Origin of the sequence: Gracilimonas mengyeensis (assembly GCF_900182705.1) — a bacterium.
Lineage (GTDB): Bacteria > Bacteroidota > Rhodothermia > Balneolales > Balneolaceae > Gracilimonas > Gracilimonas mengyeensis.
The window spans coordinates 373,496-397,510 of the sequence record NZ_FXTP01000001.1; the positions used below are offsets into that span (position 1 = coordinate 373,496).

A 24,015-nucleotide genomic window follows, 5' to 3' on the forward strand; every position below is an offset into this window, starting at 1 on the left:
CCTCCTTCTCATTAGTCGAATTCCGCAAGAACTTCCTGTATTCTATTAAAGTCTGGTTGGTTGCCTGCATCTTCCAGTATTTCAGAGTGAACGATGTCTCCTTCTTTATTTATCACAAAAGCTGCGCGTTTGGATACTCCTTTCATTCCAAAAAAATCTTCATTGAGAACATCATAAGCTTTACTTGCTTCTTTGTTAAAATCACTAAGTAAGGTAAAGTTCAAATTGTTTGACTCTTTGAATGCCCTCAGTGCAAAAAAACTATCTACACTGATGCCAATCACTTCTGCATCAAGTGCATTAAACATTTTAAGATTATCTCGGGTTGAGCACATCTCTTTTGTACAAACACTACTAAATGCTAATGGGAAAAAAAGTAACACAACATTCTTTTCTCCTTTAAAATCTGTTAGTGATACTTCATCACCGTTGGTATTCTGAAGGGTAAACTCTGGAGCTTTTATACTCATGATGGCTGGGCTTATTTTGGGTTATGAATCTACTTGTTCCCTGAGAAACCTGAGCGCTGTTATTAAAATTCCAGCCGACATTAAAATTTCGGAGATCCAAATGTAGTCGTAATCCGGATTGCGGTTAAAAAACAACCAATAACTCAAATAAGCTGCTGTTACAAGGCTTATACCTAATATGTAGTACCTGCGTTGGCTTTTCCTGGCATTATTGATTGTAAAGATCAAAACGGTAACAGCTAAGGCTCCTCCCTGGTAAACTGCATTTAATAAGTCCTTGATTATAAATGAGTTTATAATCAGTGGAAAAAAGATAAAACTTATAAAGGGTAAAGCAGTTAAGTGTTTAGGAAAACGGGCAAAAACAGGCTTCGATTCTCTGATAAGCACCAACAGCCCGCTTATATATATAGTAATAGAAATGAGTTTGGCCCATTCCTGAAGTTGGAAGGCAGTTTCTATTTGAAATAAGCCCGCTGAGTAAGGCACTAGTAAAAATAATGCTGCCGCACTAAAATAAGCTTTGAGTAAGGTGAATTTACGGATGAGAGACTTGATAAACAACAGTAAAACGGCGCCTACCGTTATTGTAACCAACAAGTCAATCCACATTACCGAATCCATTACTGATCCGGATTTCGGCTTTGCATCTCGCGCTGTACTTGCTTGCTATTCTGATAAGCCATCACCAAATCCGCAATTTCTTTCAGAGTGCTGCGCTCTTTGCGAACCATTTGGTTTACAAATTCATATAAGGTAAGAGTTTCTTTTCCCCGGCTAATTTCCCTTTCCCAATCTATTAACTGGATGTTTTTGATAAGATTTAAAAGTGCTACCCGATGCTTTGAAATTTTGTACAGCAGCTTTTGGATATCCTTAAGCAAATCCTCATCCACTTCAAAAGTATCTTCAGGTCGGCTGTAGGCATTTAGGTTTATCGGTCGTACGCTTTTAAAAGCATCCTCAATTACTCGCCGGTAATAATTTTGCTGTGCATGATCCAAATAGAGTAATATCTCTGAAATGGACCTCCCTCCTTCGGGAGATTCATCATAAGGTACCGACTCGATGACGTACTTAAGCGCTTCAGCTTCGTGTTCGAGATACGCGACGTCATCAATTAATGAATCAATCTGGCTTTGTTTTATATCCATTATCGCTTTAGTCCCTTACGACCAGCTTGAAGATGCAGGGGTTGCGTCGTTTTTCTCTTGTCGCTCTATCATATCTACCAGAGAAAGGCCTGTATTCCATTCACGATCCCGATCACGAACTGAGTGGATGTTATTCTCTTCCTGGAAATCCCAGAATGAACCAAACTGTCGGTTACGATACTTTTTAAGATACTCCAGACGCTCTGATACATCTTCTTTAGGCACGAGAAGTCTTTCCTTGTCGTAAACGGCATCTTCTCTTGATTCAAAAACAATGTCGTAATCCTTACTCATCACAATAGCTTCTTCGGGGCATACTTCCTCGCAATATCCGCAGTAGATACAGCGCAACATGTTAATTTCAAAGAAATCGGGAAATCGTTCTTTCTCATCATCGGTTTCTTTGGCCTGCATGCTAATAGCCAGCGGCGGACATGCACGTGCACACAAACCACAAGCTACACACCGTTCTTTGCCATGGTCTTCAACCAAAACAGGACGTCCACGAAAAATTGCAGGGGGATCCCATTTTTCTTCCGGGTATTTCATGGTAAAGGTAGGCTGGAACATTTGTTTAAAAGAATACCACATCCCCTTTAAAATTTCGGGCAGGTACAAGTTTTCCAGGAAACCCAGTTTTCGTTCTTTTTCGTAATTATCGCTTACTGCGTTTACTGTCGGTTGTTCGAGATTCTTAGCCATTCAGTTGAAAACGTTTGCGTGTGCGTATTTGAAATTCAAAAATAAACCTTTGTGCACTTAGCATCAAAGTTATTTACGAGCTTTTCCGATTTTATTTTTGCCTAAATACCATTGTAAGTGGAACACCCAAAAATCCAAAACGTTCTCGGATTTTGTGTTCGATAAATTTTCTGTAATTCGGGGGCAACTCGTGCGGGCTATTCATAAAAAACTTGAATACCGGCGGGTTGCTCTTTACCTGTGTTGCATAAGTTATACGTAGCTGCTGCCCTCTTTTCATCGGCAGCGGCTTTTCTTTTAGCATATTTTCGAGAAAATCGTTGAAATCAGAAGTAGAAATATTCTTTTTTCGTTCCTGCATCACCGTTTCGGCCATCTCAATCACTTTGTGTACCCGCTGCTTATTGAGAGCAGATATGGTAATAATAGGAACATAGTAAAGCTGAGGAACCGTAGAATAGATGTAATCTTCAAATTCTCGCACGGTGTTGGTGTCTTTCTCAGGAACCAAATCCCACTTGTTGAGCGCAATCACCAATCCTTTATTAAATTTCTCAGCTTCGCGGATTACCCGTTTATCCTGTTCTTCAAAACCACGCATGGAATCAATGATTAAAACAGCCACATCGCATTCCCGAATGGCCTTATCGGTACGTATGGTGCTGTAAAACTCAATGTTTTCTTTCACCTTGGCTCGTTTTCTGAGCCCGGCAGTGTCTACCAGCACATACTCTTTGTCCTTATAGGTGAGGTTACTGTTGATAGAATCGCGTGTAGTACCGGGAATATCCGTTACAATGGCCCGCTCATCATTTAACAGAGCATTTAACAAACTGCTTTTACCTACATTTGGCCGGCCTACAAAGGCAAGCTTAGGCGTTTCTGAAGGCGGTTCCGGCTCAGATTCAGGTGGCAACATCTCCACTACTTTATCCAATAAATCGCCCGTACCGGTTCCATTAATAGAAGAAACCGGGAATAAATGCTCAAATCCAAGTTCGTAAAACTCGGTAGCATTAAAGCGGCGTTCTTCATTATCCGCCTTATTGGGTACCACAATAACCGGCTTTTCTTGCTGGCGAAGCAGTTCCGCAACAGATTTATCCAATGTGTTTATACCATCTTTAGTATCAACTACAAACAAAATAAGATCCGATTCCTCCAGGGCAATGTGTACCTGTTCGCGTATACCTTGAATCATCACGTTCATCTCATTGGGCAAGTACCCACCGGTGTCAATAACCGTAAAATCACGGCCGTTCCAGAAGGTTTCGCCATAATGGCGGTCACGGGTTACACCGTACTCATCGTGCACAATGGCTTTACGTCTGCCGATAAGGCGATTAAAAAAAGTGGATTTACCAACGTTGGGGCGTCCTACTATGGAAACTACTGGGAGCATTTTATGTGTTAGATTCTTAGATTAAATCAAGCAGGAAAGGTACGCATAATTCAGCACTTATATAATATCATGCTTCAAAGCTTTTTTGAAAATTTCGGTTTCTTTGGTGCACTGGCTTTAGCCTTTGTGCTTTTTATCTTCTTGATCCTTTGGATTGCCGGCATAGCCGGTATTGCCCTCCCTTATGATGGCGGCCAGAAAAAAGGAAATGACTGGCAGGTTCTTATAGCCGTGGTTTTCCCTCCCTATCCGGTTATTTGGTTGATTTACGACATGTATCAACAATATAGAAGCATGGACGGCAAACAACCATAATGGCTGATACCCTCCACAAGTACATCCCACTGCAATACAATTATTTACTGCTTTTTAACATGATGCGCTATATCTTGGCTCGAAACATCGCGGAATGACTAAGAAACAAGACGGCAATCCCTATATCATCATTTTTGCCTTATGGCTGCTACTTTTTGCAGCGAGCAGCCAGGTGATGATTATTTCTCCCATCCTTCCACGAATTGCCGAACAATTAAGCACTTCTATTGAAGTTTTAGGCAATCTTGTAACCGTATACGCCGTGATGGTTGGTTTTTTTGCTATTATTATGGGGCCACTTTCCGATAAAATCGGCCGCCGAATGATTTTACTGATCGGCACAGGAAGCATTTCCTTTTTTCTTTTTCTGCATGGTTTTGTCGATACCTTTTGGGAATTGCTGGCTGTTCGTGCCCTCGCTGGTATGGCCGGAGGCGTTTTAAGTGGCGCAGCAGTTGCTTATGTGGGAGACTATTTTCCCTACGAAAAAAGAGGATGGGCCAACGGCTGGATTATGAGCGGCATGGCTATGGGACAAATACTGGGTATTCCCATAGGCACATTAATGGCTGATTTGTATGGATTCAGAATTCCTTTTCTGATATTTGCCGGTATCATGTTGCTTACTTTTTTGTTGATACTGGCAAAAGTCCCCCAGCCCAATGTAGAGCTATCTGCCGATCGCGTAACGTTTAAGGGATCATTAAATAAATACCTTAAATTATTGAAGCGCAGTGAAGTACGTGCAGTTGCCTTTGCTTATGTTGTAATGTTTTTGAGTATCTCCGTGTTTGTAGTATACCTGCCCACCTGGCTGGAAGACTCTTTTAATGTGAGCGGAAAAGCGATTGCTTCTTTGTTTTTTGTTGGTGGCATTGCCAACGTAATTACAGGTCCGTTGGCCGGTAAATTATCGGATCATATCGGCCGCAAAAAAATTATTATCGTATCCTGTCTCGGTCTTTCCGTAGTGATGGCCATCACTACTTTGGTAATTACCGAATTTTGGATCTCCTATATCGTATTCTTCTTTACCATGGTACTCATAGCCATGCGGATTAGCCCGTTTCAGGCTCTATCTACACAGCTAATTAAGTCGGATAACCGGGGTTCATTAATGAGTTTGCTGGTGGCTATTGGCCAAGTTGGTTACGGCATTGGAGGCTCAATTGCCGGTCCATTTTATGTAGAAAGCGGATATATGAGCAATACCTTGATTGGAACTTTAATGATTCTGATAATGGCCTATATTGTTTGGCGGCATGTGCCTGAGCCTGAATTGAATACAGAATCTGGCACAAAGTTCGCTGATGAAGAGTAAATTTTGAGGCTTCCTTTTTTTAAGATTAAATAATTTTAATATTAAGGTGTTTGTCAAACCTCTGGATTATCAAATTTTTGTATTCCTGATTTTTGTAACATTTGCAGGGTTAAATCCTCTTAAAACAAAAAAATTATGAAAAGAATAGCGTTACTGTTTTTTGTATCAGTTCTTGGCATGTCGTTTTTAGCTTGCCAGCAAGAAGAGAAAGATGTACTGGTTGAGGGTACCGTATCTGAGTTACAGTCCGGAGATCCCATTCAAAATGCTACTGTTCAAGTTTCTTCCCCGGAAGAATTCACCGATATTTTCTCCAGGACGGATTCTTTGGGACAATACGAGCTTACCGGTATCGACGTATCTGAAGTAACGGATCTGCAAATTACGGCCTCCTCTTCTGATTATGTAGAAAGAACACGCTCTTTGAAAGTAGCGCCTGAAGATGTTGTTACAGACTTCGATTTTGAACTTACCGAAGAAAACACTGGAACCCCTGGTGGCGATGGCGATGATGATGACGATGATTCTGTTACCGGAGAATCACAGGGAGCTGCCCGTCTTGAACTTATTAATGTCTCTGAGGAATCCATCAACGTACGTGGAACCGGTGGAGTTGAAAACTCAACCTTTACTTTTGCTGTGTTGGATTCAGCCGGTCGCCCCATTAATCTTGATAATTCAGTTGAAGTGCAGTTCAACATGATTAAAAGTCCGGGCGGCGGAGAAACTATTTTACCCGCAACAGTTGAAACCAATGCTCAAGGCCGTGTAGTGGGTAACCTGGCCAGTGGAGACTCTTCCGGAGTGGTAAGACTCGAAGCACTCATTGAACGACCTGAAGTTGGGTTGATCATACGCTCCACTCCTATTTTGATTGCCATTCAAAGTGGCTTTCCAGCCCCCGACCGTTTTTTCATTGCTCCTGAAAATTATAATGTTGAAGGATTTGGTATAGTGCCTGGTGAGGGATCCACTACCTATGATTACGCAGTGACTGCAAGTGTGGGCGACAAACACGGAAATCCTGTAAAAGAGGGTACCGCTGTAGACTTCAGAACCGAAAGTGCCGGTATTATTGAAGGATCTGCTCTGACAGATGAAAATGGCCGGGCTACGGTATTGCTCCGTCCGGATGGAAGTACACCTACCTCCTCTCCCAGAGGTATTGGCTTCTTCAAAGTATTTGCCAAAACCGTAGATGAAAACAACGATTATGTCCGCCAGGAACTTGAAATGCTCTTTACTACCCGAAATGCTAGCATTAGTGTAAGCCCTCAAACCGTAGAGATTCCAGCGAATGGTTCTCAAAGATTTAGTTTTACTGTGACGGACCTCAATGGGAACCCTATGGCAGCTGGAACCGAAATTAGTGTAGATATTCCTGAAGGACTGGAAGCATCCGGAGATGTTGGATTTACTCTGAGTGATCACTTGACCCCGGGCCCCGGAAGTACAGAATTTGGATTCACCGTCTCAGATACGGATGACGAGGACAGCGAAGTTGTTGGAACAACCATCACCATTCGTGTAGTTTCTGCATCTTCGGGTTCGGAAACAACCCGCACAATCCAAGGTACAAGAGCAAAACAATAGAGCTTATATATTCCAAAAAGTGCTCAATTTTTTCGGATTTAGCACTTTTTTGGAATGCTTGTAAATCCTACCTTTGAAGCCAACCTAAAACCCGGCAAAAATTCATGATGAATAAGGAAAACATCTTTGCATACAACACCAAAGAATACAAAGACTTCTTAAAGGAATTCAGAGCACTGGACGGTGCTAAGCACATGTTGATTGTCTTTGCCGGGGAATTTGATACGAACCGCAAAGCGGCGCTTGATGAGTTGAAACGGGAAGTGTATGATGATGCCTCTGAAATTGATCTGTCCGAGGATATTATCACCCCATTTGAAGAAGAGAGCTATCGCAATATTGACGAATGCGTTGAATCACTCAAAACGGATGCTTCTTTGGTTATCTTCAGAAATGCAGAGCAGTTGAATGGCGCTTACACCGGCTTCACTTCTTCTGTAGTTAAATATGCTACTCCCCAGGAGAAGTATTTCCTCAAAAAAATAAAGGAACTTAAGGTACCTGTTGTACTGGAATTTAAAGATAAGGAACAACTGGACCCCACAGTTACAAGAACGGCCGATGCAGTTGTCAAGTTTCCAGCCCCAACCTCTTTCATTGAAAAGCTGGCCTGGAAGGTTAAGAATGTTCATGTTCACGGTTCTCATTTCTTAAGTCCGCGTCCTGAATAGAATACTCTTGTTCTGCAGTTTGAACCTTTCTGAGTGATTACATCCCGTACAAATGAACTCTCTTATCCTCACCAAGAGATAACTTTGTACTTCTAAGACACCTATACCTTAGGTGTTCTTATTCTGAAACAATTTCCTAATATCTACGATTAAGGTCAGCAGACTGATGACTGCTGATAAAATAAATGAATACAGATCAAATGCCCGAAGAAAACCGATCTCTTTGGGTTGACATAAAGGCCTCCCTGGCCGGTACCGAACTCGACTTTACCACAGGCAGCATTGGCAGGGCCATCCTGGTTCTTTCTATTCCCATGGTTTTGGAGATGATGATGGAATCGGTGTTTGCTGTGGTGGATATCTTCTTCGTATCCAAATTGGGTGCCGATGCAGTTGCCGCAGTTGGGATTACCGAATCAGTGTTAACCCTTGTTTATGCGGTAGCAATTGGGTTCAGTATGGCCACTACTGCGATCATTGCGCGCCGTATTGGAGAAAAGAAGCCTGATGAAGCCGCTGCAGCTTCCTTCCAAGCCATATTTGTCGCCTTCCTTGTCTCTGTTCCCGTTTCACTGGCCGGAATCTTCTATTCAGGTGAGATACTAACACTCATGGGGGCGGGGTCCAACATCGTGGAAAACCTGAATGCCTATACGGCCATTATGCTGGGTACAAACCTGGTGATTATGTTTTTGTTTGTGATTAATGCCGTATTTCGTGGGGCCGGTGATGCTGCCATTTCCATGCGCGTTCTTATACTTTCCAATAGCATTAACATTGTGTTAGATCCTCTGCTCATTTTCGGATATGGTCCGTTTCCAGAGCTCGGCATTGCCGGTGCAGCCGTCGCAACTACTATAGGACGTGGCATTGGTGTTGCATATCAATTCTATCGACTTTTTGATGGCCGGGCTCGCATCCGGCTTACCAGAAAGCACTTGGTCCTTAAAACCAAAGTGCTTAAGCGACTGATTCGAATTTCGCTGGGAGGTATCGGTCAATTTCTAATTGCTACTTCCAGCTGGATTGGCCTGGTTCGCATCATAGCTGAATTTGGGAGTGTGGCACTGGCGGGTTACACCATTGCCATCCGTATTGTCTTTTTCTCCATTCTGCCATCCTGGGGAATGAGCAATGCTGCAGCTACCCTTGTAGGCCAAAACTTGGGGGCAGGTAAACCCGACCGGGCTGAAAAATCTACCTGGATAACCGCATTTGTGAATATGATTTTTCTTGGAATGGTTGGTATTTGTTTTTTGATATATGCGGAAGACCTGGTTCGAATATTTACAGATGAGGAAGCTGTAATAGCCATCGGGGCTCAATGTTTGCGTATCATGAGCTATGGCTATCTCTTTTATGCGTTTGGGATGGTCATCATCCAGGCTTTTAACGGAGCCGGTGATACCCGTACCCCTACCCTTATTAACCTTCTTTGCTTTTGGATGATCGAAATTCCATTGGCATATATGCTGGCCATTAACCTGGGCTGGGCTGAACCCGGCGTGTTCTATGCCATTGTTATTGCAGAATCGCTTTTGGGCATAATCGGCCTTATCTTGTTCAAACGCGGAAATTGGAAATCAACCCAAATTTAATTTTATGAAAGTTACTGTAACCATGGAAACAGCCGGACGACGCGGGAAGCAAGTATCCGTAATCCGGGGAATCACCCATAACCCTCAAGTAATTGAAAAGCTGGAAAAAAAGCTTAAAACCCAACTTGGCACCGGCGGTACAGTAAAAGGAAAGACTATCGAAATCCAGGGCGACCATGTTGACCGCATCAAAAAAATCCTCGAAAAAGAGGGATATGAGGTGAAGTAGGTGTTAGAAACATAGAGAAAAACACTCTATAAATTAGCACTAACACCTCTCACAATAAGTACAGGAACAACTGTACTTATTGATCTCTCCTCAAGGAGAGACTTTTCAATACCTTCATACCCATTTTAATTGGAATTTAGACAGGATACATTTGTTCGCCCACTAAAGAATCCTCCCTTGAGGGAGGTGCAGGGTTTTGGCTTGCCAAAACACGTGGAGGGTGTTTGTAACCAAGGCCTTTCAAGGAATCTTACCCTCAACTTCTACTCTCATAACACTGTGGGCTTTCACATTAAATGAATAAGTGCAAAAAATGCTTCAAACCTTGCTTAGGAAATGAAGTTTCTTGCACCTTGAACCTAAAACCTTGTAACTAACTACAATTTAACCTTACTCTCCTGCCGGGGATCCAAATCATACAAGGAAGAAGCGGTGGCTTGGATGGTTTTGTACCATTCGTTGCCGTACTTGTCGTTGATGGTATAGAAATCGGCAAAATCAGGTTTGCGGATGTTCATCTTCCATTCCTGATTCTTTGTCTTAAAGGTAGGATCCACATGCAGCAGCTCGTGATACAGCATCATCTCTTTGGTATCATTATCGAGCATATCCCAAAGCTCTCCGGAAATCTCAATTAGATAATCGTTTCCGGAATAATGCTTCACTTCGCGACTGGCTTTCATACATTTTGCAGCACGCTGTTTGGATAAATTCGGATAAACCAGAAAATAGCCAATCTCAGCAGGACCAAATTCCAGCTTATGCTCTTCAATTACTTTTTTGGCGATGGCCTCCACTTCGGGAGATTCCATCAATTGTTTGGTAGAATGGATAGTCGCTTCTGCTTTTAAAAAATCGTTATCTGGCATATATAGAGGTATATATTTACTGAATTAAAATTAGCTGAAAAGAAAAAAAGTGATACGTGCTTAGTATATCACTCTTTGTTTTGAATGTGTTTGATACAACAATAAAAGTCTATTTTTTGGGCACTAATACGGATGTAGCCACAATTGCATACTCTTTTTGTGGCCCCGTTATGGTATCAGGGTCTTCACCGGCATCTTCGGCATAATGCTTAGCTTTTTCTTCAGATAGCTCATTTACCGAAAAGGTACCAACAAGGGTAACTTTCTTTCCCTGAGAATCCGTTGGGACAAAAAATCCATAATCTTTAAAAGTCACCCGGGCTGTTTGATCTCCGTCCTGGGCTATAAAGAAACAGCCTTTTTTCTGGCAAACTTCAGCTACCTCGGTTTTCACGGTCACTTCTTTGTCTGCCCAAACTTTCTGATCCGCTATTAACGCAGAAAGTGTTACCGGAGCTTCCCAATCTGCTACTTCCGAGCCGAATACTTCATAACTTTCAGTTACCGTTACGGGCTCTGAAAGCCGGACTACTTCGCCTTGTTGGGCGAAGGCTACAGTAGAAAAAAGTACTGCCATTGCAGCGATTAATAGTGATCTCATAGGAATTATTTTCAATTTTTATGGTTGGCAAAACATAGCATTTTTCTAAACCATTTTACATCCCTATTCATAAATGAATCCGGCAACTCCGAACCTTATTTGTTTAGTCTTTATCATTTGCGCTTTGTTCGTTCTCACAGTAGTAGATTTTTCTACCGCCGGTTTTCTTTACTTTGATGTCCCGGCCACATTTATAACAGGGTTTTCCTTCCCGGCCGTACACATAAAACCGGTATTCTTTTCTCGTGGCTCCCTCCCTCTTCAGGGCTTCAATCAAGTCATCAGAAGTAACAAGGCCTTTGGTCTCGTATGATCTCCTGGGTAGTTCCAGTGAGTATTTAGCCAGTTTTTTGATTTGTTCTTCCCTACAGTCAACCGGCCGATAATCCGGATGAATCCCTGCGCAGAACATAATCTCACTGCGCAGATAATTACCCAATCCGCTTAAAAAGCCTTGATCCAAAAGCAAAGTCGCCAGCTTGCGGTTTTTGAAGTCATCACTTTGATACTGCTGTAACACTTGCTCATAGGTAGTGTCAGGATGAACCACATCCGGACCCAGTTTTTGAATATAGGAGTGCTGCTCCACCTCATCATCTTTCAGAATTTCAATCTCAGAAGCAGAATAGAGAAATGCAGCTTCCTCCCCGGTATGGATAGCCAGGCGCAAGCTTCGATTATTATCCGGCTCTTCCCCATCTTCACTTACAATCCATTTGCCATACAACTGATTATGGGAATAGATATTCAAATCACCCTCAAAAGAGGTGAGAATGGCCTTTCCCCGGGGCGTTACCGATTCTACCTTAAGCCCTTTTAGCTTTTCTTCATATGGTTTCAATTCCTCAAAAGCGAAAAAAACCGACTCAGCTTTCTTTCCTGTAATTGCGTCTTTAATGGTATCGGCTGCTCGCCAAATCTCTGGTCCTTCTGGCATATCAATATTTGGTTTAGGGTTAGGAAGTCCATACAATCCTTGCAAAAATTCCGTTCAATGAAAAAGCTTTTTATTTACTTAATCGGGCTGATCGGTTTCTTGTTTTTTGAAGGATTTGCCCGGCTTATAATTCTATTTTACCATCGCACTGATTTCCATTTTTATGGTGTTTCCCACTTACCGGCTAATATCTGGATTGTAGTCATCCTTTTGTCGGTATTGGTGAGTACGTGGCTGGTAAGCATGTTGGTGTTAACTATCCTGAATCAAAACCCCGGCAAACATGCGATATCATTCGCCGGAGTTTTAGTGCTCTGGAGGCTTTTTGAGATGACCAATTCCTGGGGGCAGGAACCACTTTGGTATTTTTTAAGCGCTATTGGCTTGCATCTCTTGGGAGTATTCCTGGCATGGATGCTTTACACCCGCCAGGATCAAATTGCCACTCAGGTTGACCGCAATACAGAATAAATCAGGGATGTAAACGTCCCATCATGCGTGGGAATGGTACCGTCTCACGAACATGAGAAAGTCCGCATAACCAGGAAACCGTTCGCTCAAGTCCAAGTCCGTATCCGGAGTGAGGAACGCTGCCGAAGCGACGTAAATCCAGGTACCACTCAAATACTTCCTGATCCAGCTCTTCTTCTTCGATGCGTTCTTTCAGGGTCTCCAAATCATCCTCACGCTGACTTCCGCCAACGATTTCCCCGTAACCTTCCGGAGCAAGGATGTCCATACCCAGGGCGAGTTTATCCGTTTCATCCCGCTTCATGTAAAAGGCTTTAATTTCTGCAGGCCAGTGAGTTACAATCAATGGCACATCGAACTGTTTCATGAGTACCGTTTCATCACTTCCGCCAAAATCATTGCCCCATTCAAAGTTTCTAGCTGATTCCTTCCAGGTGGGAATGTTTCTCAGGTCTTCTTCAATCTGATCCACCCGGGCAGAAATATCTTTGATACGCTGATCAATTTGAGCCTTACGCCATTTCTTGGCAGAGCCACGTTCTTTCTTAATTTTCTCTTCTTCCTTCTCCAGATCCATTTTTTCCTGCCGACGGCTTTCTGCCATGTCATCCAGCATTTGCGCCGTTTCGTCGCTTTTAAGGATATCGACCGCTTCGGTATATGTCATCCGCTCGAAAGAATCACTTACTACTTTTTCCAGAACGGAGGCATCTCTTTCCAGAATCTCCAGCTCTTTTTGACGATTCTCGAGCACGGCTTTCACAATGGCTTTGATCATATCTTCAGCAAGGTCCATGTTCATTTCCAGATCGTAATAAGCCATCTCCGGCTCAATCATCCAGAATTCTGTAAGATGACGGCGTGTCTTGGATTTCTCCGCACGGAAGGTAGGCCCGAACGTGTAAATCAATCCATGTGCCATCGCCATGGCTTCACCGTACAACTGACCGGTTTGAGCCAGATAGGCTTTATCTTCAAAATAATCGGTTTCAAAAAGTGTGGTACTCCCCTCAGCGGCATTGCCGGTAAAAATGGGAGAATCCATCTGTACAAAATCACGCCCCTGGAAGAAATTATGAATGGCATAAATAATTTCATTCCGAACCCGCATGGCCGCCCACTGGCGTTGACTTCGAAGCCACAGGTGGCGGTTATTCATCAAAAACTCTACCCCATGCTCTTTTGGGGTGATGGGATAGTTCTCCGCAATCTGCACTACTTTCACATCCGAAACGTGAATCTCGTACCCGCCGATACTGCGCTCGTCTTCTTTAACCTTTCCGGTAACCTCCAGCGAGCTTTCCTGTTTTAACGAGGTAGCTCCCTCCCATGCTTCTTCCGAGACATCATCCTTGGCTACCACACATTGCGTGAGGCCGGTTCCGTCTCTCATCTCCACAAAAACCAGGCTGCCGCTACTGCGATAATTATACACCCAGCCTTTCAGGGTTATTTCTTGGTCAACATGGTCTTTAAGATGTTTGATGTAAGTCATTGGAAATTTTGAAATGTTAAATTCTGAATATTAAAAAAGGTGTTAGGTATTAGGTTCAAGGTTCAAGTATCTCTTGAACCTCGCGCCTTGTCGCTTGAACCTATTCCTCTGGTAATAAGATGGCTTCCATAAAGTCTTCGTCGTTGAAGAACTCTTTGGCGAAATTCTGAATGTCTTCAGCGGAAACAGAGTCGATGTTCTCTACCAACTCATCCAAAGTTACGAAACGTCCGAAATATAATTCACTTTTGGCCAGGCGCATCATGCGGTTGCTGGTGCTTTCCTGAGAAAGCAACAACTTCCCTTTGAGCTGCGCTTTGGCCTCGTCCAGTTCTTTTTTAGGAACCGGCTCTTCCTGCATTTGCTTAAGTTCTTTTTTGATGAGTTCACGCACGTGATCCACATATTCTTTGTCGGTGCCCACATACACACCCCACATGCCGGTATCGGTGTAGGATTGATTGAAAGTCTGAATGGAATAGCAGTAGCCGTATTTTTCGCGCACGTTTTGGTGCAGGCGAGAGCTCATCCCTCCTCCCAATACGGTGTTGGCAAGTAACAGGCGATACTTATCATCATGATCAAAATTGAGTCCACGACGGCCATAAATATAATGCGTTTGCTCAATAGCCTTGGTAAGCTTCAGATCTTCCTTCTTGAATGCTGGAAGTGGCTGTTCGTCTTCTTTGGGATTTTTAGCCTCCAGCTTTTCAAAATAGTCTTTTACCTCTTTAACCACATTCTCGTGATCCACATTACCGGCCACGGATATAAGCAGGTTTCCGGGATAGTAGCGGTCACTCATATAGTCATAAAGATCTTGGCGACTGAAGTCGGAAACGGTATCCTCATAACCAAGCACAGGGCGACCTAATTCGTGTCCGTCGAAAATCTTGCTGTTAAACTCTTCAAAGAGGTAATCATCCGGGGAGTCGCGGTACATTTTCATTTCCTCGATCACCACTTTCTTTTCCTTTTGTACTTCTTCTTCGGGAAAAGATGGATTTAACACCATATCAGAGAGCACATCAAGCGCACGGTGCAGCTGTGTATTCACGCAACGGGCGTAGTAGCAGGTGTATTCGGAAGAAGTGAATGCGTTCAGGTAGCCTCCAACCGATTCCATACTCAGCGCAATATCATAGGAAGAACGCTTATCGGTTCCCTTAAACAGCATGTGTTCCAGGAAGTGTGTGATACCAGCCTGTTTGGCCCTCTCATGTCGTCCTCCGGTTTTCACCCAGATGCCAACCGACACGCTTTTCACGCTGTCGATATGTTCCGTTACAATCCGGATACCGTTGGGAAGTGTGCTCTTGTTTACAAAGTCAATTTCTTTAAAATCTTGCATATAAAATTAGTTTGAATAACGCCTCTCAAATTAGCGGCTAAATATACAAAGTGTGAATGGGAGAAACAGCTTTGGTATGAAAATGTTTTGTATCGAAATGCGAAGACATTTTGCTTCTCCAGCTATCGATGCTTTCCCAACATCTCACATCCCTCCCGGCTAAAGCCGTACTTCCTTCAAAGGGAGAATCATTGGATAATACATTTCAAATAGTGCTCACTCAGTTACTGAAATTGCTACTTTATTGAAAGAGAGATTCACTCTTTGTTTTCAATCCTGTACATCCTGAAGAATCCAGGTAATCTTGGTTCAAAAAGGATTGTTATCGTCAATATATGGCTTGTGCTGGTTCCCAATATCCTTGTTAAGAACGCATTGCCTGACCTTCCGGTTCGCGAGTTACGGTCGAAATGAGAAAGTTGTACCGATGATGAAATTAAAAAATCAGGCCTACACGACATTTCACATCTCTCTGCAAATGAGCAAAGCTCATTTTCGGTCCCTCTTCCAAGAGGGATTTTCTTTTTTCTCCAACCTCATCAAGTTTTAACTTCCTAAGTTGCCACTAAAGAAAATGTATAAATTAGATAATTCTCCCTTTGAAGGGAGACCGGTTGAGAGCTTTAGCTCGAAAGCAGAGGGATGTGAGATGTTGCCATGGCCTCTTACATCGGTGAAACAGGCCCGCCCTGAGGTGCAAGTGTAATTTCTTCAGCAACGGTTCGTGGACTCATTTTGGATAACGAAATAATAAGCCGACCTACATCTTCAGGATCGATGAGCTTATCCGGATCAATATCCACCTCATGCCAGGAAGTGGAATAGGTTTGTCCGAGATTGATAGCTGTAACGGCCACATCAGAATCTCTGAATTCTTTACGCAGCGAGCGCGTATATCCCAGCAAAGCGTGCTTTGACATAGCGTAAGCCCCGCTGCCACTTAAGCCCTGTAATCCCCCCATTGAACTAATATTTACAATGAGCGAACGTTCCAGCTTTTGTAATTCCGGCAGTACTTTTTGGGTGATATTGAAGGCCCCAAAAGCGTTCAGCTTATACTGCCCGTTGAATTCTTCAACGGTAGTCTCCTTTAGTTCCTTAAACAGAAAAGAGCCGGCATTATTGATCAAAATACCGGGATTGTACTGTCCAAAATCAATCTCATCAAAAGCATTTTCATTGGTGAGATCAGCAGATATTGTATCTACTTTTGAAGCCCCTTCTTCCAATAATTTCTCCCGGGCTTCTTTTAATTCTTCTTCATCCCGGGCCAGGATTACGATTGGACGATCGGTATTACGTGCAAACACCGAGGCCATTGAAAAACCAATTCCTTTACTGCCGCCGGTTATAATCACTGATGAGTCTTCGAAAGCCATAATTCTTTGATTTGAAAGTTAATTTTATCCTGTTTGCCCCAAAAACTGATCTTAGTCCAGATCAGTTCAATCCAATCTAACTTAAGGCACCTTCAAAAACTTGTGCGTCTGCAGACTTATGCCCCATTCCGGATTTTCTTTCACATAATCCACAATCAATTCGATGGATTTGGGGGTATCCCACTCCGGCTGTAACAGCAAGCGGGTGCCGTCGGGACATTTAGCGGCATTGTCCTCCGCCCACTTCAAATCTTTATTGGTAAGCACCACTACTTTCAGCTCATCCACATAGGCAAAAACCTCTTCAGTAGGCTTTTTGAAACGCTTTGGGGATAGTGTAATCCAATCAAGCTGACCAGATAATGGCGACGAACCACTGGTTTCAATATGCACTTGCAGTCCTTCTGATTTCAATCCTAAGGTCAGCGGTAATAAATCGTGGAGCAATGGTTCGCCGCCGGTAATTACCACAAAAGGAGCGCCGCTTTCTTTGGCAAGCTGTACCAGATCTTTGACTTTCATTTTGGGATGGCCTTCTTCCTCCCAGCTTTCCTTCACATCACACCACCAGCAGTTTACATCACAGCCGGCCGTACGAATAAAGTACGAAGCGCGACCAGTGTGTGCCCCCTCTCCCTGGATGGTATAGAAATGCTCAACGATGGGATATTCGGTCTCCATCGCCTGGTCCAGGTCCGTTAATAAATCGGCTTGTTCGTCGGTTTTAAACATCCTGATCGGTGTATTCTACCCAACTGTTGTCGGTTTCCCAAACGGTCACCGTAAGATCGATGCCTTCGGGAATGCGGTTTTTAGTTTCTTTGTGAATATATTCGGCGATGCGTTCGGCCGTGGTATTATCCGGCATCAGTTCATTTAACACGCCGTGGTCAAATCCGCCTTTTTTGGAATCTTTGGCGGCCCACTTCAACTCTTTGAAATCACAAACCATATCATCACTCTTTAAATATTTAGAGGGATTTAGTTTGTGTGATTTCGCCGTCATTTTCACTTTATAGCTGTGGCCGTGCATGCGTCCGCATTTGCCGTCGTAGCCGTCAATGAAGTGTGCGGCATCAAATTTAAATTCAGTATGTAAAGTCCAGGTTGGCATTCGTAATAGTTGGTTTCGATGTCCTCTCGGGTGATAACATCATTCAATAAAAAAAGCCACGTCGGTGGCGTGGCTCAAAATTACGGGTTTTTAAATACAATTACTCAATTTCGCTTAATCGTGCATCCCAGTGATTTGGTTTCTTTCTTAGAAATTTGCTCACCGGCTATCAATGCGTTAAGTGCATCTATAGCATACCGTTCCTGCACGGCCTGTGCATCATTGGCGTTGTCATCAATGGCCCCGTGGTACACCAGATTGAGGTTGCTATCAAACAAAAACACCTCAGGTGTGCGCGTAGCGCCAAATGCATCAGCAATGATGTGATCTTTATCTAAAGCATAATAGAAATTGTAATCCTGTTTTTGAGCCCTTTTGTCCATGTCTTCCAAAGATTCCCCCCGGTCACGGATACGTTCGTTTGGGTTCAATGCAATCATGCCTACGTTATTAGCTGTAGCAATGCGGTGTAGTACCGGGTAGCGGTCTTCCCACTTGGCCACCCAGGGACAGGTATTGCAGGAAAAAATCACCAATAATCCATTACTGCCGGCAACTCCTTGCAACGTTAAACTGCGTCCTGAGATATCCTCAACACTACGGTTTATCTCAGGAGCTTTAGCTCCAATGCTTAAGGCCTTTTGAGCCTGTAGTGGCATCGCCGAAAAAATCATTAATGCCAATAGCGGTAATACCGTTTTTTTAAAGATCCTCATCATTTATTCCTCGTTTATAACCTTCAATAATTCAGATTCAAAAGTTTCCAGGTCCTCTTTTCCTTCCCAGGAAGCAGAAACCTCGCCTGCCCTATTATACACAATGGTGAAGGGAAGTGCACCTGTCCATTTATCCGAGATGGTGGTAATGAACTCATGATCTTTCCCCACTTTAAAGTAAGTTTCGAAATCCACCCCTTGTTCTTTCAAAAAAGCCTCGGCATCATCGCGTGCTTCTTCGAAATCACCGGACACAAAGATCAGTTCAAACTCACCTTCGTATTTTTCTTTTAGCGATAAGATATACGGAAACTCCTCGATACAGGGCGCGCACCAGGTAGCCCAGAAGTTTACCAAAACGGGTTTCTCCCCTTCGTATTGTTCCACTTTTTGCAAGATTTCATCGGCGGTCGCATCCACCAAAATTTGATCAGATGGAACCGTTAAGACAGATAAAAGCAGGCTAAGTAATAAGGCAAGTGATTTCATAGGTATTTGATGTTTGAATACATTATAACAACTAACATCGTGATTATCATGCCGGATATCTTCTCGTTCTTAACTGTGATAGCTGTGATTTTTGGGATGTACTATGATAATTAAATTCAGTATACATCTCAGTGCAACAAACACATCATAAATATCACAGTTAAATAATTTGCCCAACCTCCGAAAGACAATTTATCCCTGTTATTATACGGGCGGAGGTTTTGTGAAGACTTTGGTGCATTTCTCCCCGGACTTCGCCTCCTGCCGGTGGCTTATCCGGGGCTACCTACCGGTTGATCCTACGGATCAAGTAAACGTTCCGTAGGAACGATTGATGGGTAGGAAAACCGCCGCTAAGGTAGAGAAAATTTTCGCCCGGATAGTTGGAAAGCATTTGTGGTTTACCGAAAATTGGGCTGAGGATAATTTATTAAGTTATTAAATAATATCATCCCTCTAGCTCCACTGGATCCCAAAAATGCTTTTCCATATTCACCTGGTATTCATCAACAAACTCAACCTCTTCCTGCTGCAGGCGTTCGCGCATAGTATCACCTTCAAAATGAGCACGTCCCGTTAGCTGCCCCAACCGGTTTAACACCCGGTGTGCGGGCAATTCATAGCCCAAATTATAACTGCGGTAGTTGTTCATCGCATACCCAACCATTCGAGCACCGGACGCCACACCCAGATACTGGGCAATTGCGCCATATGAGGTAACCCTGCCGGTTGGAATCTGGGCCACCACTTCAAACACCCGCTCGTAAAAATCATTGGGTTTTGCAGAAGAACTCATGATAGCATCTCCTCTATTTTATCGTATTCGGGAGTTTCGCCATTCGCCCGGCGGGAGATATTGAGCGCCTCTGCACCCAGCATCTTATACAAATCCCGTACTTCCGGGGAAGACTTTAACAGATCAAGATGTTCTTTGATCGTTTCTACATCGCCCCGGACCACCGGACCGGTTAATGCCTTTTCTGTTCCCAGCTCATTGATGTTATCCAGGGTGTTTCTCATTAAAGGCGTCAGAGCTTTTAGCAGCACCTCTTCTGACACTTCTTTCGAGGAGATTTGTGAAGCCAAGCCGGCAAGCACTACCAGATAATTGGAGGCTACCACGGCCGATATATGCAAAAGAGGTTTTGTGTCGGGAGAAACGGTAAATGATTGGGCTCCAATATCATTACAAATTAAGCTAAGATCATCTTCAAGCTCTTCATCACCTTCAATGTCAAACCAGGTTCCACTAAAATCTTTCGTTTCTGGGGTGATGGATTTGATAGGATGAAAAGAAGCGATGGCCGCTCCCTTTTCCTTCAAAGGCTTCAGAATGTTGGACGTATGCGTTCCCGAGCAATGGACCACTTGCAGTTCCTCTAAGGACTTATATTCCTTTTTTAAATGCTCTACCACTCCTTCAATGGCATCATCTGTGACCGAAATAATGAGCAGGTTTCCTGTTTGGTCATCCCGTGTAGGGAGTCCTGTGTAAAAAGTCGTTTCTGGAAACTGACGGCTTAAGTCTTCATCTATCTCCGAGCGGTTAAATACGGACGTTACCTCATATCCATGCTCACTGAGCACGCGTAAAAAAGCCGTACCTACTCGTCCCAATCCAATGATACTAACTGTTGTGTTTTTCATGTCCCCAAAATACCATTCTGCAACGAGATTTTTAGGGATTAGATTTATTAAGGAAATCCATCATTTCGCTCGGTTTTAAAGGTACAATTGTAAGAATTGAAGAGAGCGGGGTGATGGATGGTTGAATGCTAGTAACTGTCCCCTGGCTATCGCTCAAACGTTCCCGAGGATTCGGGGCAGGATTGGAGGTGCGGAAAGGCAAGCCAGCCGTCAGATTGTGGATGGGGTGATTCTCAGGGTTCTCGGTCGGACGGCTCAAAGCCCGTCTGACCGATGGGTGAATGCGAGCTTTGAAGCCTTAGCCAACGGGGACCCTACTCTGTCCCGGCTTTACCCCGATTATCGGGGCTTCGGCACATCTATACCAAACCCTAAACCTTGGCTACGCCGCTTCTTTCTTCAAAGACAAATACCGAAAACACTGCACAATGGCCCCTATCACTATAAGTGCCGCCAAAAAGAAGGGCGCTCCGGGAAAATAAAATGGTGCGGCATCGGTGGTGAAATAGCCGAAGAGGTTGGTCATCATGGGTGGACCAAAAATCGCTGAAAAGCTAATCAGGCTGGTTAAAGCTCCCTGCAGTTCGCCCTGGGTGTTGGAAGGTACTTCGTTCGAGACAATACCCTGTACGGCCGGGGTCGCCAAGCCTCCAATACAAAATGGCAAAATCACGGCAAACATCATCCACCCTTCCGATGCAAAGGCAAATCCGAGGAATCCAAGCACATACATCATCAACCCAACATACACCGTGCGGTTGTTGCCAATTTTGGGGATGACAACCCGGGTAAAGCCGCCCTGTACCGCCACTACCGATGCACCAACCACCGCCAGGGAAAGTCCGACTGTAAGCTCTGACCAGCCAAATTTTTCCATGGTAAAGTAGGTCCAGGTACTTTGGGTAGCATGATTGGCAATCTGCACCATAAAGAACACGACCGCGAGTCCCCATATTTTGGGATATTTGCGTAAGTGCTTGAAAGCTCCAAAGGGATTGGCTCGCTTCCAGTCAAAAAGTCTTCGATCTTCTTTAGGAAGGGATTCAGGCAGGATGAAAAAACCGTACAACAAGTTCAGCAAAGTAATTCCTGCAGAGACAAAGAAAGGAACCCGAGGCCCGTATTCCCCCAACACGCCACCTAAAGCGGGGCCTATAATAAATCCTAATCCAAAAGCAGCACCAATCAATCCAAAATCCTGCGAACGCCGTTCGGGCGGACTTATATCTGCGATGTACGCGCTGGCTGTGGTGAAGCTGGCCCCGGTGATACCGGTGAGAAAACGAGCTATGAACAGCCAAAGTATCGTAGGCGCAAGTCCCAGTAAAATGTAGTTCAAACCAAAGCCTAACAGTGATGATAGTAATACTGGCCGGCGTCCGTATTTATCACTAAGGCCGCCAATTACCGGTGCAAACACAAATTGAGTGGCAGCATATACGAAGGTAATCCATCCGGCATAGAGAGAGGCTTCGCTGAGTCCGCCACCGGTTAGGTCCATGATCAGGGCGGGCATCACCGGAATGATGATTCCAAGGCCTATTACATCCACCAAAACCGTAATAAATATAAATATTAGAGAGGCGCTTCTCTTTTGAATCATGACCACATCTAAAGCCGGTCATAGCTCCGGCTGATAATAAAATTATTGAAGTGAGAAGGTAAGAAATCGCAAGCTGCTATAAATGAATTTCTCCGAAATCGCCTTATTTTATCCTTTCAAAAATTAATCTGATACAGAATTAACGCCTTGAAACTGACTACCAAACAGATACTGGAAGAAAATTTAGCCCGTGAAGCTCCCAAAGCATTACAATCGCTTAAAATACTGGTGCATAACATCCGGAGTTTGCATAATGTAGGAGCCATTTTCCGCAGTGCGGATGCCTTTGGCATTTCGGAAGTGATTTTGTCCGGGCACTCTCCCACTCCACCCCGACCCGAAATCAATAAAACAGCGATTGGTGCCGAAGAGTTTATGGATTGGCGGTACGAGGAATCGGGTTTAAATGCCATTCTTGGGCTAAAAGAAGAAGGCTACCACATCATAGGCTTGGAGCAAACCGAAGAAAGTATCCCTCTGCCTGAACTTGAAATACCATCCACCAAAAAAACCTGTATTGTATTGGGAAGTGAAGTTTCTGGCATTGATGATGAGCTGTTAGCTGAGATTGACATCTTTACCGCCATCCCTCAATTCGGCTATAAGCATTCCCTGAATGTATCAGTAGCCGCGGGCGTGATGTTGTATGCGGTGTTGGTGAAAAGCTGGAAGGGTTGATGTAATTGAAGATTAAAGATTCAAGATTGAATGGAGCGGTGTAAGGATAACAAATGCGGCCAATTTGAACTTAGGAATTGAACGTAGATGGCGCTGATTTAGCGGATTTACATTGCAAGGTGATTTTTTGCATGTACTGAACAGGAAGCTGGAGCTTCCCGGAAGGCATTGCGAAGCCAGAGCTTCGCAACGAGTCTAAAGTTCCCAATAGTAGGCTCACTTTAATGAAATCTCTAATCTTCAATTTGAAATCTGCAATTTCTAACACCTAAACCCTTGCCGCTTGCCACTTGAACCTAACACCTAACACCTAACACCTAACACCTAACACCTAATACCTAATACCTCAAAACTAAACCCTTTACACCGGTTCCGGTTGGGCAAATCTTGCATAACCGCAAATCTGGGTGGCAGATTCAACATGATCCAGCAGCTCTACCTCGTAATTCCAGGCTCGGGCTACCAGGATGCCGCTCATAAACGCCCTTGCGCCTTTCACGGTTTTCTCATTGCTGTTCAGGTAATGCAGCAGGCCGGCTTCATTTTCGTTGAGTACCAGTTTGCGGAGTTTTTCAAGCTCTTCCGGGTTAGAAGCGGGCACATCACAACAAAAAACAATGAGTGCATTTTTATAGAGTAGTAATTCATCCAGCGTATGGGCCAGTTCCCGGATAATGGCCGGATCGTAATCACCAATCTGGAGGCTTACCACATCAAAATCATCAAAGATGGCTTGCAGTATGGGCAGGTGCTGATACAGACTCATTTGCTCGCTGTAGCCTTCATCGGCAATAAAGAAGTCATCCTCTTCATCACAGAACTCATTCCGTAAAAAGTCATTGACGGGGACTTCACCAAAACGGGTTTCAAAGGTTTTATTCGACGGCATGGCCAGTTTCTTTTCCAGCTTGCCCTGGTACGACTCAATGATAACCGCGGTGTTAAACTCCTCACCCAGTACGGTGTTATAAGTGGTGCAGAGTTCCTTAAAATTTTGCTGATCTATTTTGTTGGGTACAAAGAGCATGCGCACTTGTCCCGCCTGCTGTTTGGGAGAACCGACGGATTCAACTTTTTGACGAAGTTCATCCCGGCTCATAGTATGTATACTCATAATAAAAGTTGTATTACTCTATCCGTTTACTCACTTATCGGCCGCTGCCGAAAAAAATAAACCCAAAGACAGTTTTTCCAATTAGATGGAAAATCA

General features: G+C 43.8%; 27 protein-coding genes. 8 read left to right on the forward strand and 19 right to left on the reverse strand.

Annotated elements, in window-relative coordinates:
* Positions 1-11 precede the first annotated feature (11 nt).
* The 5 genes from FN815_RS01520 to der all read right to left on the reverse strand — a co-directional run bounded on the left by FN815_RS01520 (position 12) and on the right by der (position 3,728).
* A complete protein-coding gene (locus tag FN815_RS01520) occupies positions 12-470 on the reverse strand; it encodes a peroxiredoxin (protein WP_142452826.1) in 459 nt (152 codons plus the stop codon).
* A gap of 21 nt (positions 471-491) precedes the next feature.
* On the reverse strand, positions 492-1,094 hold the full coding sequence (locus FN815_RS01525; protein ID WP_142452827.1) for a hypothetical protein: 603 nt from the start codon (positions 1,092-1,094) through the stop codon (positions 492-494).
* Positions 1,094-1,624, reverse strand: a complete 531-nt coding sequence (locus FN815_RS01530; protein ID WP_142452828.1) for a hypothetical protein — start codon at positions 1,622-1,624, stop codon at positions 1,094-1,096. The genes FN815_RS01525 and FN815_RS01530 overlap by 1 nt, the downstream gene beginning before the upstream one ends.
* 15 nt (positions 1,625-1,639) lie before the next feature.
* Positions 1,640-2,326 carry a NuoI/complex I 23 kDa subunit family protein gene (locus FN815_RS01535; protein WP_142452829.1) on the reverse strand — a complete coding sequence of 229 codons (687 nt, stop codon included), beginning with the start codon at positions 2,324-2,326 and terminating at the stop codon, positions 1,640-1,642.
* A 91-nt stretch (positions 2,327-2,417) separates the two neighbouring features.
* A complete protein-coding gene (gene der / locus FN815_RS01540; RefSeq protein ID WP_142452830.1) occupies positions 2,418-3,728 on the reverse strand; it encodes a ribosome biogenesis GTPase Der in 1,311 nt (436 codons plus the stop codon).
* 69 nt (positions 3,729-3,797) lie between these two features.
* Here der and FN815_RS01545 point away from each other — a divergent pair, with 69 nt between their 5' ends.
* The 6 genes from FN815_RS01545 (at position 3,798) to FN815_RS01570 (ending at position 9,455) form a co-directional block, all read left to right on the forward strand.
* Positions 3,798-4,043: a hypothetical protein gene (locus FN815_RS01545; protein WP_142452831.1), complete on the forward strand. Its 246-nt coding sequence runs from the start codon at positions 3,798-3,800 to the stop codon at positions 4,041-4,043.
* A 94-nt stretch (positions 4,044-4,137) separates the two neighbouring features.
* Positions 4,138-5,364 carry an MFS transporter gene (locus FN815_RS01550; RefSeq protein ID WP_142452832.1) on the forward strand — a complete coding sequence of 409 codons (1,227 nt, stop codon included), beginning with the start codon at positions 4,138-4,140 and terminating at the stop codon, positions 5,362-5,364.
* A gap of 135 nt (positions 5,365-5,499) precedes the next feature.
* Positions 5,500-6,957, forward strand: a complete 1,458-nt coding sequence (locus FN815_RS01555; RefSeq protein WP_142452833.1) for a carboxypeptidase regulatory-like domain-containing protein — start codon at positions 5,500-5,502, stop codon at positions 6,955-6,957.
* Positions 6,958-7,061: 104 nt separating this feature from the next.
* Positions 7,062-7,628: a hypothetical protein gene (locus FN815_RS01560; protein WP_142452834.1), complete on the forward strand. Its 567-nt coding sequence runs from the start codon at positions 7,062-7,064 to the stop codon at positions 7,626-7,628.
* A 185-nt stretch (positions 7,629-7,813) separates the two neighbouring features.
* Entirely contained in the window at positions 7,814-9,226 is a 1,413-nt protein-coding gene (locus tag FN815_RS01565) for an MATE family efflux transporter (RefSeq protein ID WP_142452835.1), read from the forward strand.
* Positions 9,227-9,230: 4 nt separating this feature from the next.
* The gene (locus tag FN815_RS01570; protein ID WP_142452836.1) at positions 9,231-9,455 is read left to right on the forward strand and encodes a translation initiation factor; all 225 of its coding nucleotides are present in this window, start codon (positions 9,231-9,233) and stop codon (positions 9,453-9,455) included.
* A gap of 377 nt (positions 9,456-9,832) precedes the next feature.
* Here FN815_RS01570 and FN815_RS01575 read toward each other — a convergent pair whose 3' ends face one another.
* The 3 genes from FN815_RS01575 to nei form a co-directional block, all read right to left on the reverse strand.
* Positions 9,833-10,324 (reverse strand): putative metallopeptidase, encoded by a 492-nt coding sequence (locus FN815_RS01575; RefSeq protein ID WP_142452837.1) that lies wholly within the window; start codon positions 10,322-10,324, stop codon positions 9,833-9,835.
* Positions 10,325-10,433: 109 nt separating this feature from the next.
* Complete coding sequence (locus FN815_RS01580; RefSeq protein ID WP_142452838.1) at positions 10,434-10,925, reverse strand: DUF4920 domain-containing protein; 492 nt, start codon at positions 10,923-10,925, stop codon at positions 10,434-10,436.
* A gap of 103 nt (positions 10,926-11,028) precedes the next feature.
* Entirely contained in the window at positions 11,029-11,862 is an 834-nt protein-coding gene (gene nei / locus FN815_RS01585; RefSeq protein ID WP_142452839.1) for an endonuclease VIII, read from the reverse strand.
* Between the two features lie 57 nt (positions 11,863-11,919).
* Between nei and FN815_RS01590 the strand changes: the two genes are divergently transcribed.
* On the forward strand, positions 11,920-12,333 hold the full coding sequence (locus FN815_RS01590) for a hypothetical protein (RefSeq protein ID WP_142452840.1): 414 nt from the start codon (positions 11,920-11,922) through the stop codon (positions 12,331-12,333).
* A 1-nt stretch (position 12,334) separates the two neighbouring features.
* On the opposite strand, the gene FN815_RS01595 is transcribed toward FN815_RS01590, so the two are convergent.
* From FN815_RS01595 to FN815_RS01640, 10 genes are all read right to left on the reverse strand, one after another.
* The gene (locus FN815_RS01595; RefSeq protein WP_142452841.1) at positions 12,335-13,828 is read right to left on the reverse strand and encodes an asparagine--tRNA ligase; all 1,494 of its coding nucleotides are present in this window, start codon (positions 13,826-13,828) and stop codon (positions 12,335-12,337) included.
* Positions 13,829-13,928: 100 nt separating this feature from the next.
* Positions 13,929-15,179 (reverse strand): M16 family metallopeptidase, encoded by a 1,251-nt coding sequence (locus FN815_RS01600; protein ID WP_142452842.1) that lies wholly within the window; start codon positions 15,177-15,179, stop codon positions 13,929-13,931.
* Between the two features lie 665 nt (positions 15,180-15,844).
* Entirely contained in the window at positions 15,845-16,558 is a 714-nt protein-coding gene (locus tag FN815_RS01605; RefSeq protein ID WP_142452843.1) for an SDR family NAD(P)-dependent oxidoreductase, read from the reverse strand.
* Between the two features lie 81 nt (positions 16,559-16,639).
* Entirely contained in the window at positions 16,640-17,290 is a 651-nt protein-coding gene (locus FN815_RS01610; protein ID WP_142452844.1) for a 7-carboxy-7-deazaguanine synthase QueE, read from the reverse strand.
* Positions 17,283-17,672, reverse strand: a complete 390-nt coding sequence (locus tag FN815_RS01615) for a 6-pyruvoyl trahydropterin synthase family protein (protein ID WP_142452845.1) — start codon at positions 17,670-17,672, stop codon at positions 17,283-17,285. Before FN815_RS01615 ends, FN815_RS01610 begins: the two co-directional genes overlap by 8 nt.
* 104 nt (positions 17,673-17,776) lie before the next feature.
* Positions 17,777-18,391, reverse strand: coding sequence for a redoxin domain-containing protein (locus tag FN815_RS01620; protein WP_142452846.1), 615 nt, complete (start codon positions 18,389-18,391; stop codon positions 17,777-17,779).
* A complete protein-coding gene (locus tag FN815_RS01625) occupies positions 18,392-18,877 on the reverse strand; it encodes a TlpA family protein disulfide reductase (protein ID WP_142452847.1) in 486 nt (161 codons plus the stop codon).
* 448 nt (positions 18,878-19,325) lie between these two features.
* Positions 19,326-19,673 carry an MGMT family protein gene (locus tag FN815_RS01630; protein ID WP_142452848.1) on the reverse strand — a complete coding sequence of 116 codons (348 nt, stop codon included), beginning with the start codon at positions 19,671-19,673 and terminating at the stop codon, positions 19,326-19,328.
* Positions 19,670-20,524 (reverse strand): Rossmann-like and DUF2520 domain-containing protein, encoded by an 855-nt coding sequence (locus FN815_RS01635; RefSeq protein WP_142452849.1) that lies wholly within the window; start codon positions 20,522-20,524, stop codon positions 19,670-19,672. Before FN815_RS01635 ends, FN815_RS01630 begins: the two co-directional genes overlap by 4 nt.
* A 382-nt stretch (positions 20,525-20,906) precedes the next feature.
* Positions 20,907-22,127, reverse strand: coding sequence for a TCR/Tet family MFS transporter (locus tag FN815_RS01640; protein WP_142452850.1), 1,221 nt, complete (start codon positions 22,125-22,127; stop codon positions 20,907-20,909).
* Between the two features lie 147 nt (positions 22,128-22,274).
* Between FN815_RS01640 and FN815_RS01645 the strand changes: the two genes are divergently transcribed.
* Complete coding sequence (locus FN815_RS01645; protein ID WP_142452851.1) at positions 22,275-22,805, forward strand: RNA methyltransferase; 531 nt, start codon at positions 22,275-22,277, stop codon at positions 22,803-22,805.
* Positions 22,806-23,166: 361 nt separating this feature from the next.
* Here FN815_RS01645 and amrB read toward each other — a convergent pair whose 3' ends face one another.
* A complete protein-coding gene (amrB, locus tag FN815_RS01650; protein WP_142452852.1) occupies positions 23,167-23,919 on the reverse strand; it encodes an AmmeMemoRadiSam system protein B in 753 nt (250 codons plus the stop codon).
* Positions 23,920-24,015 lie beyond the last annotated feature (96 nt).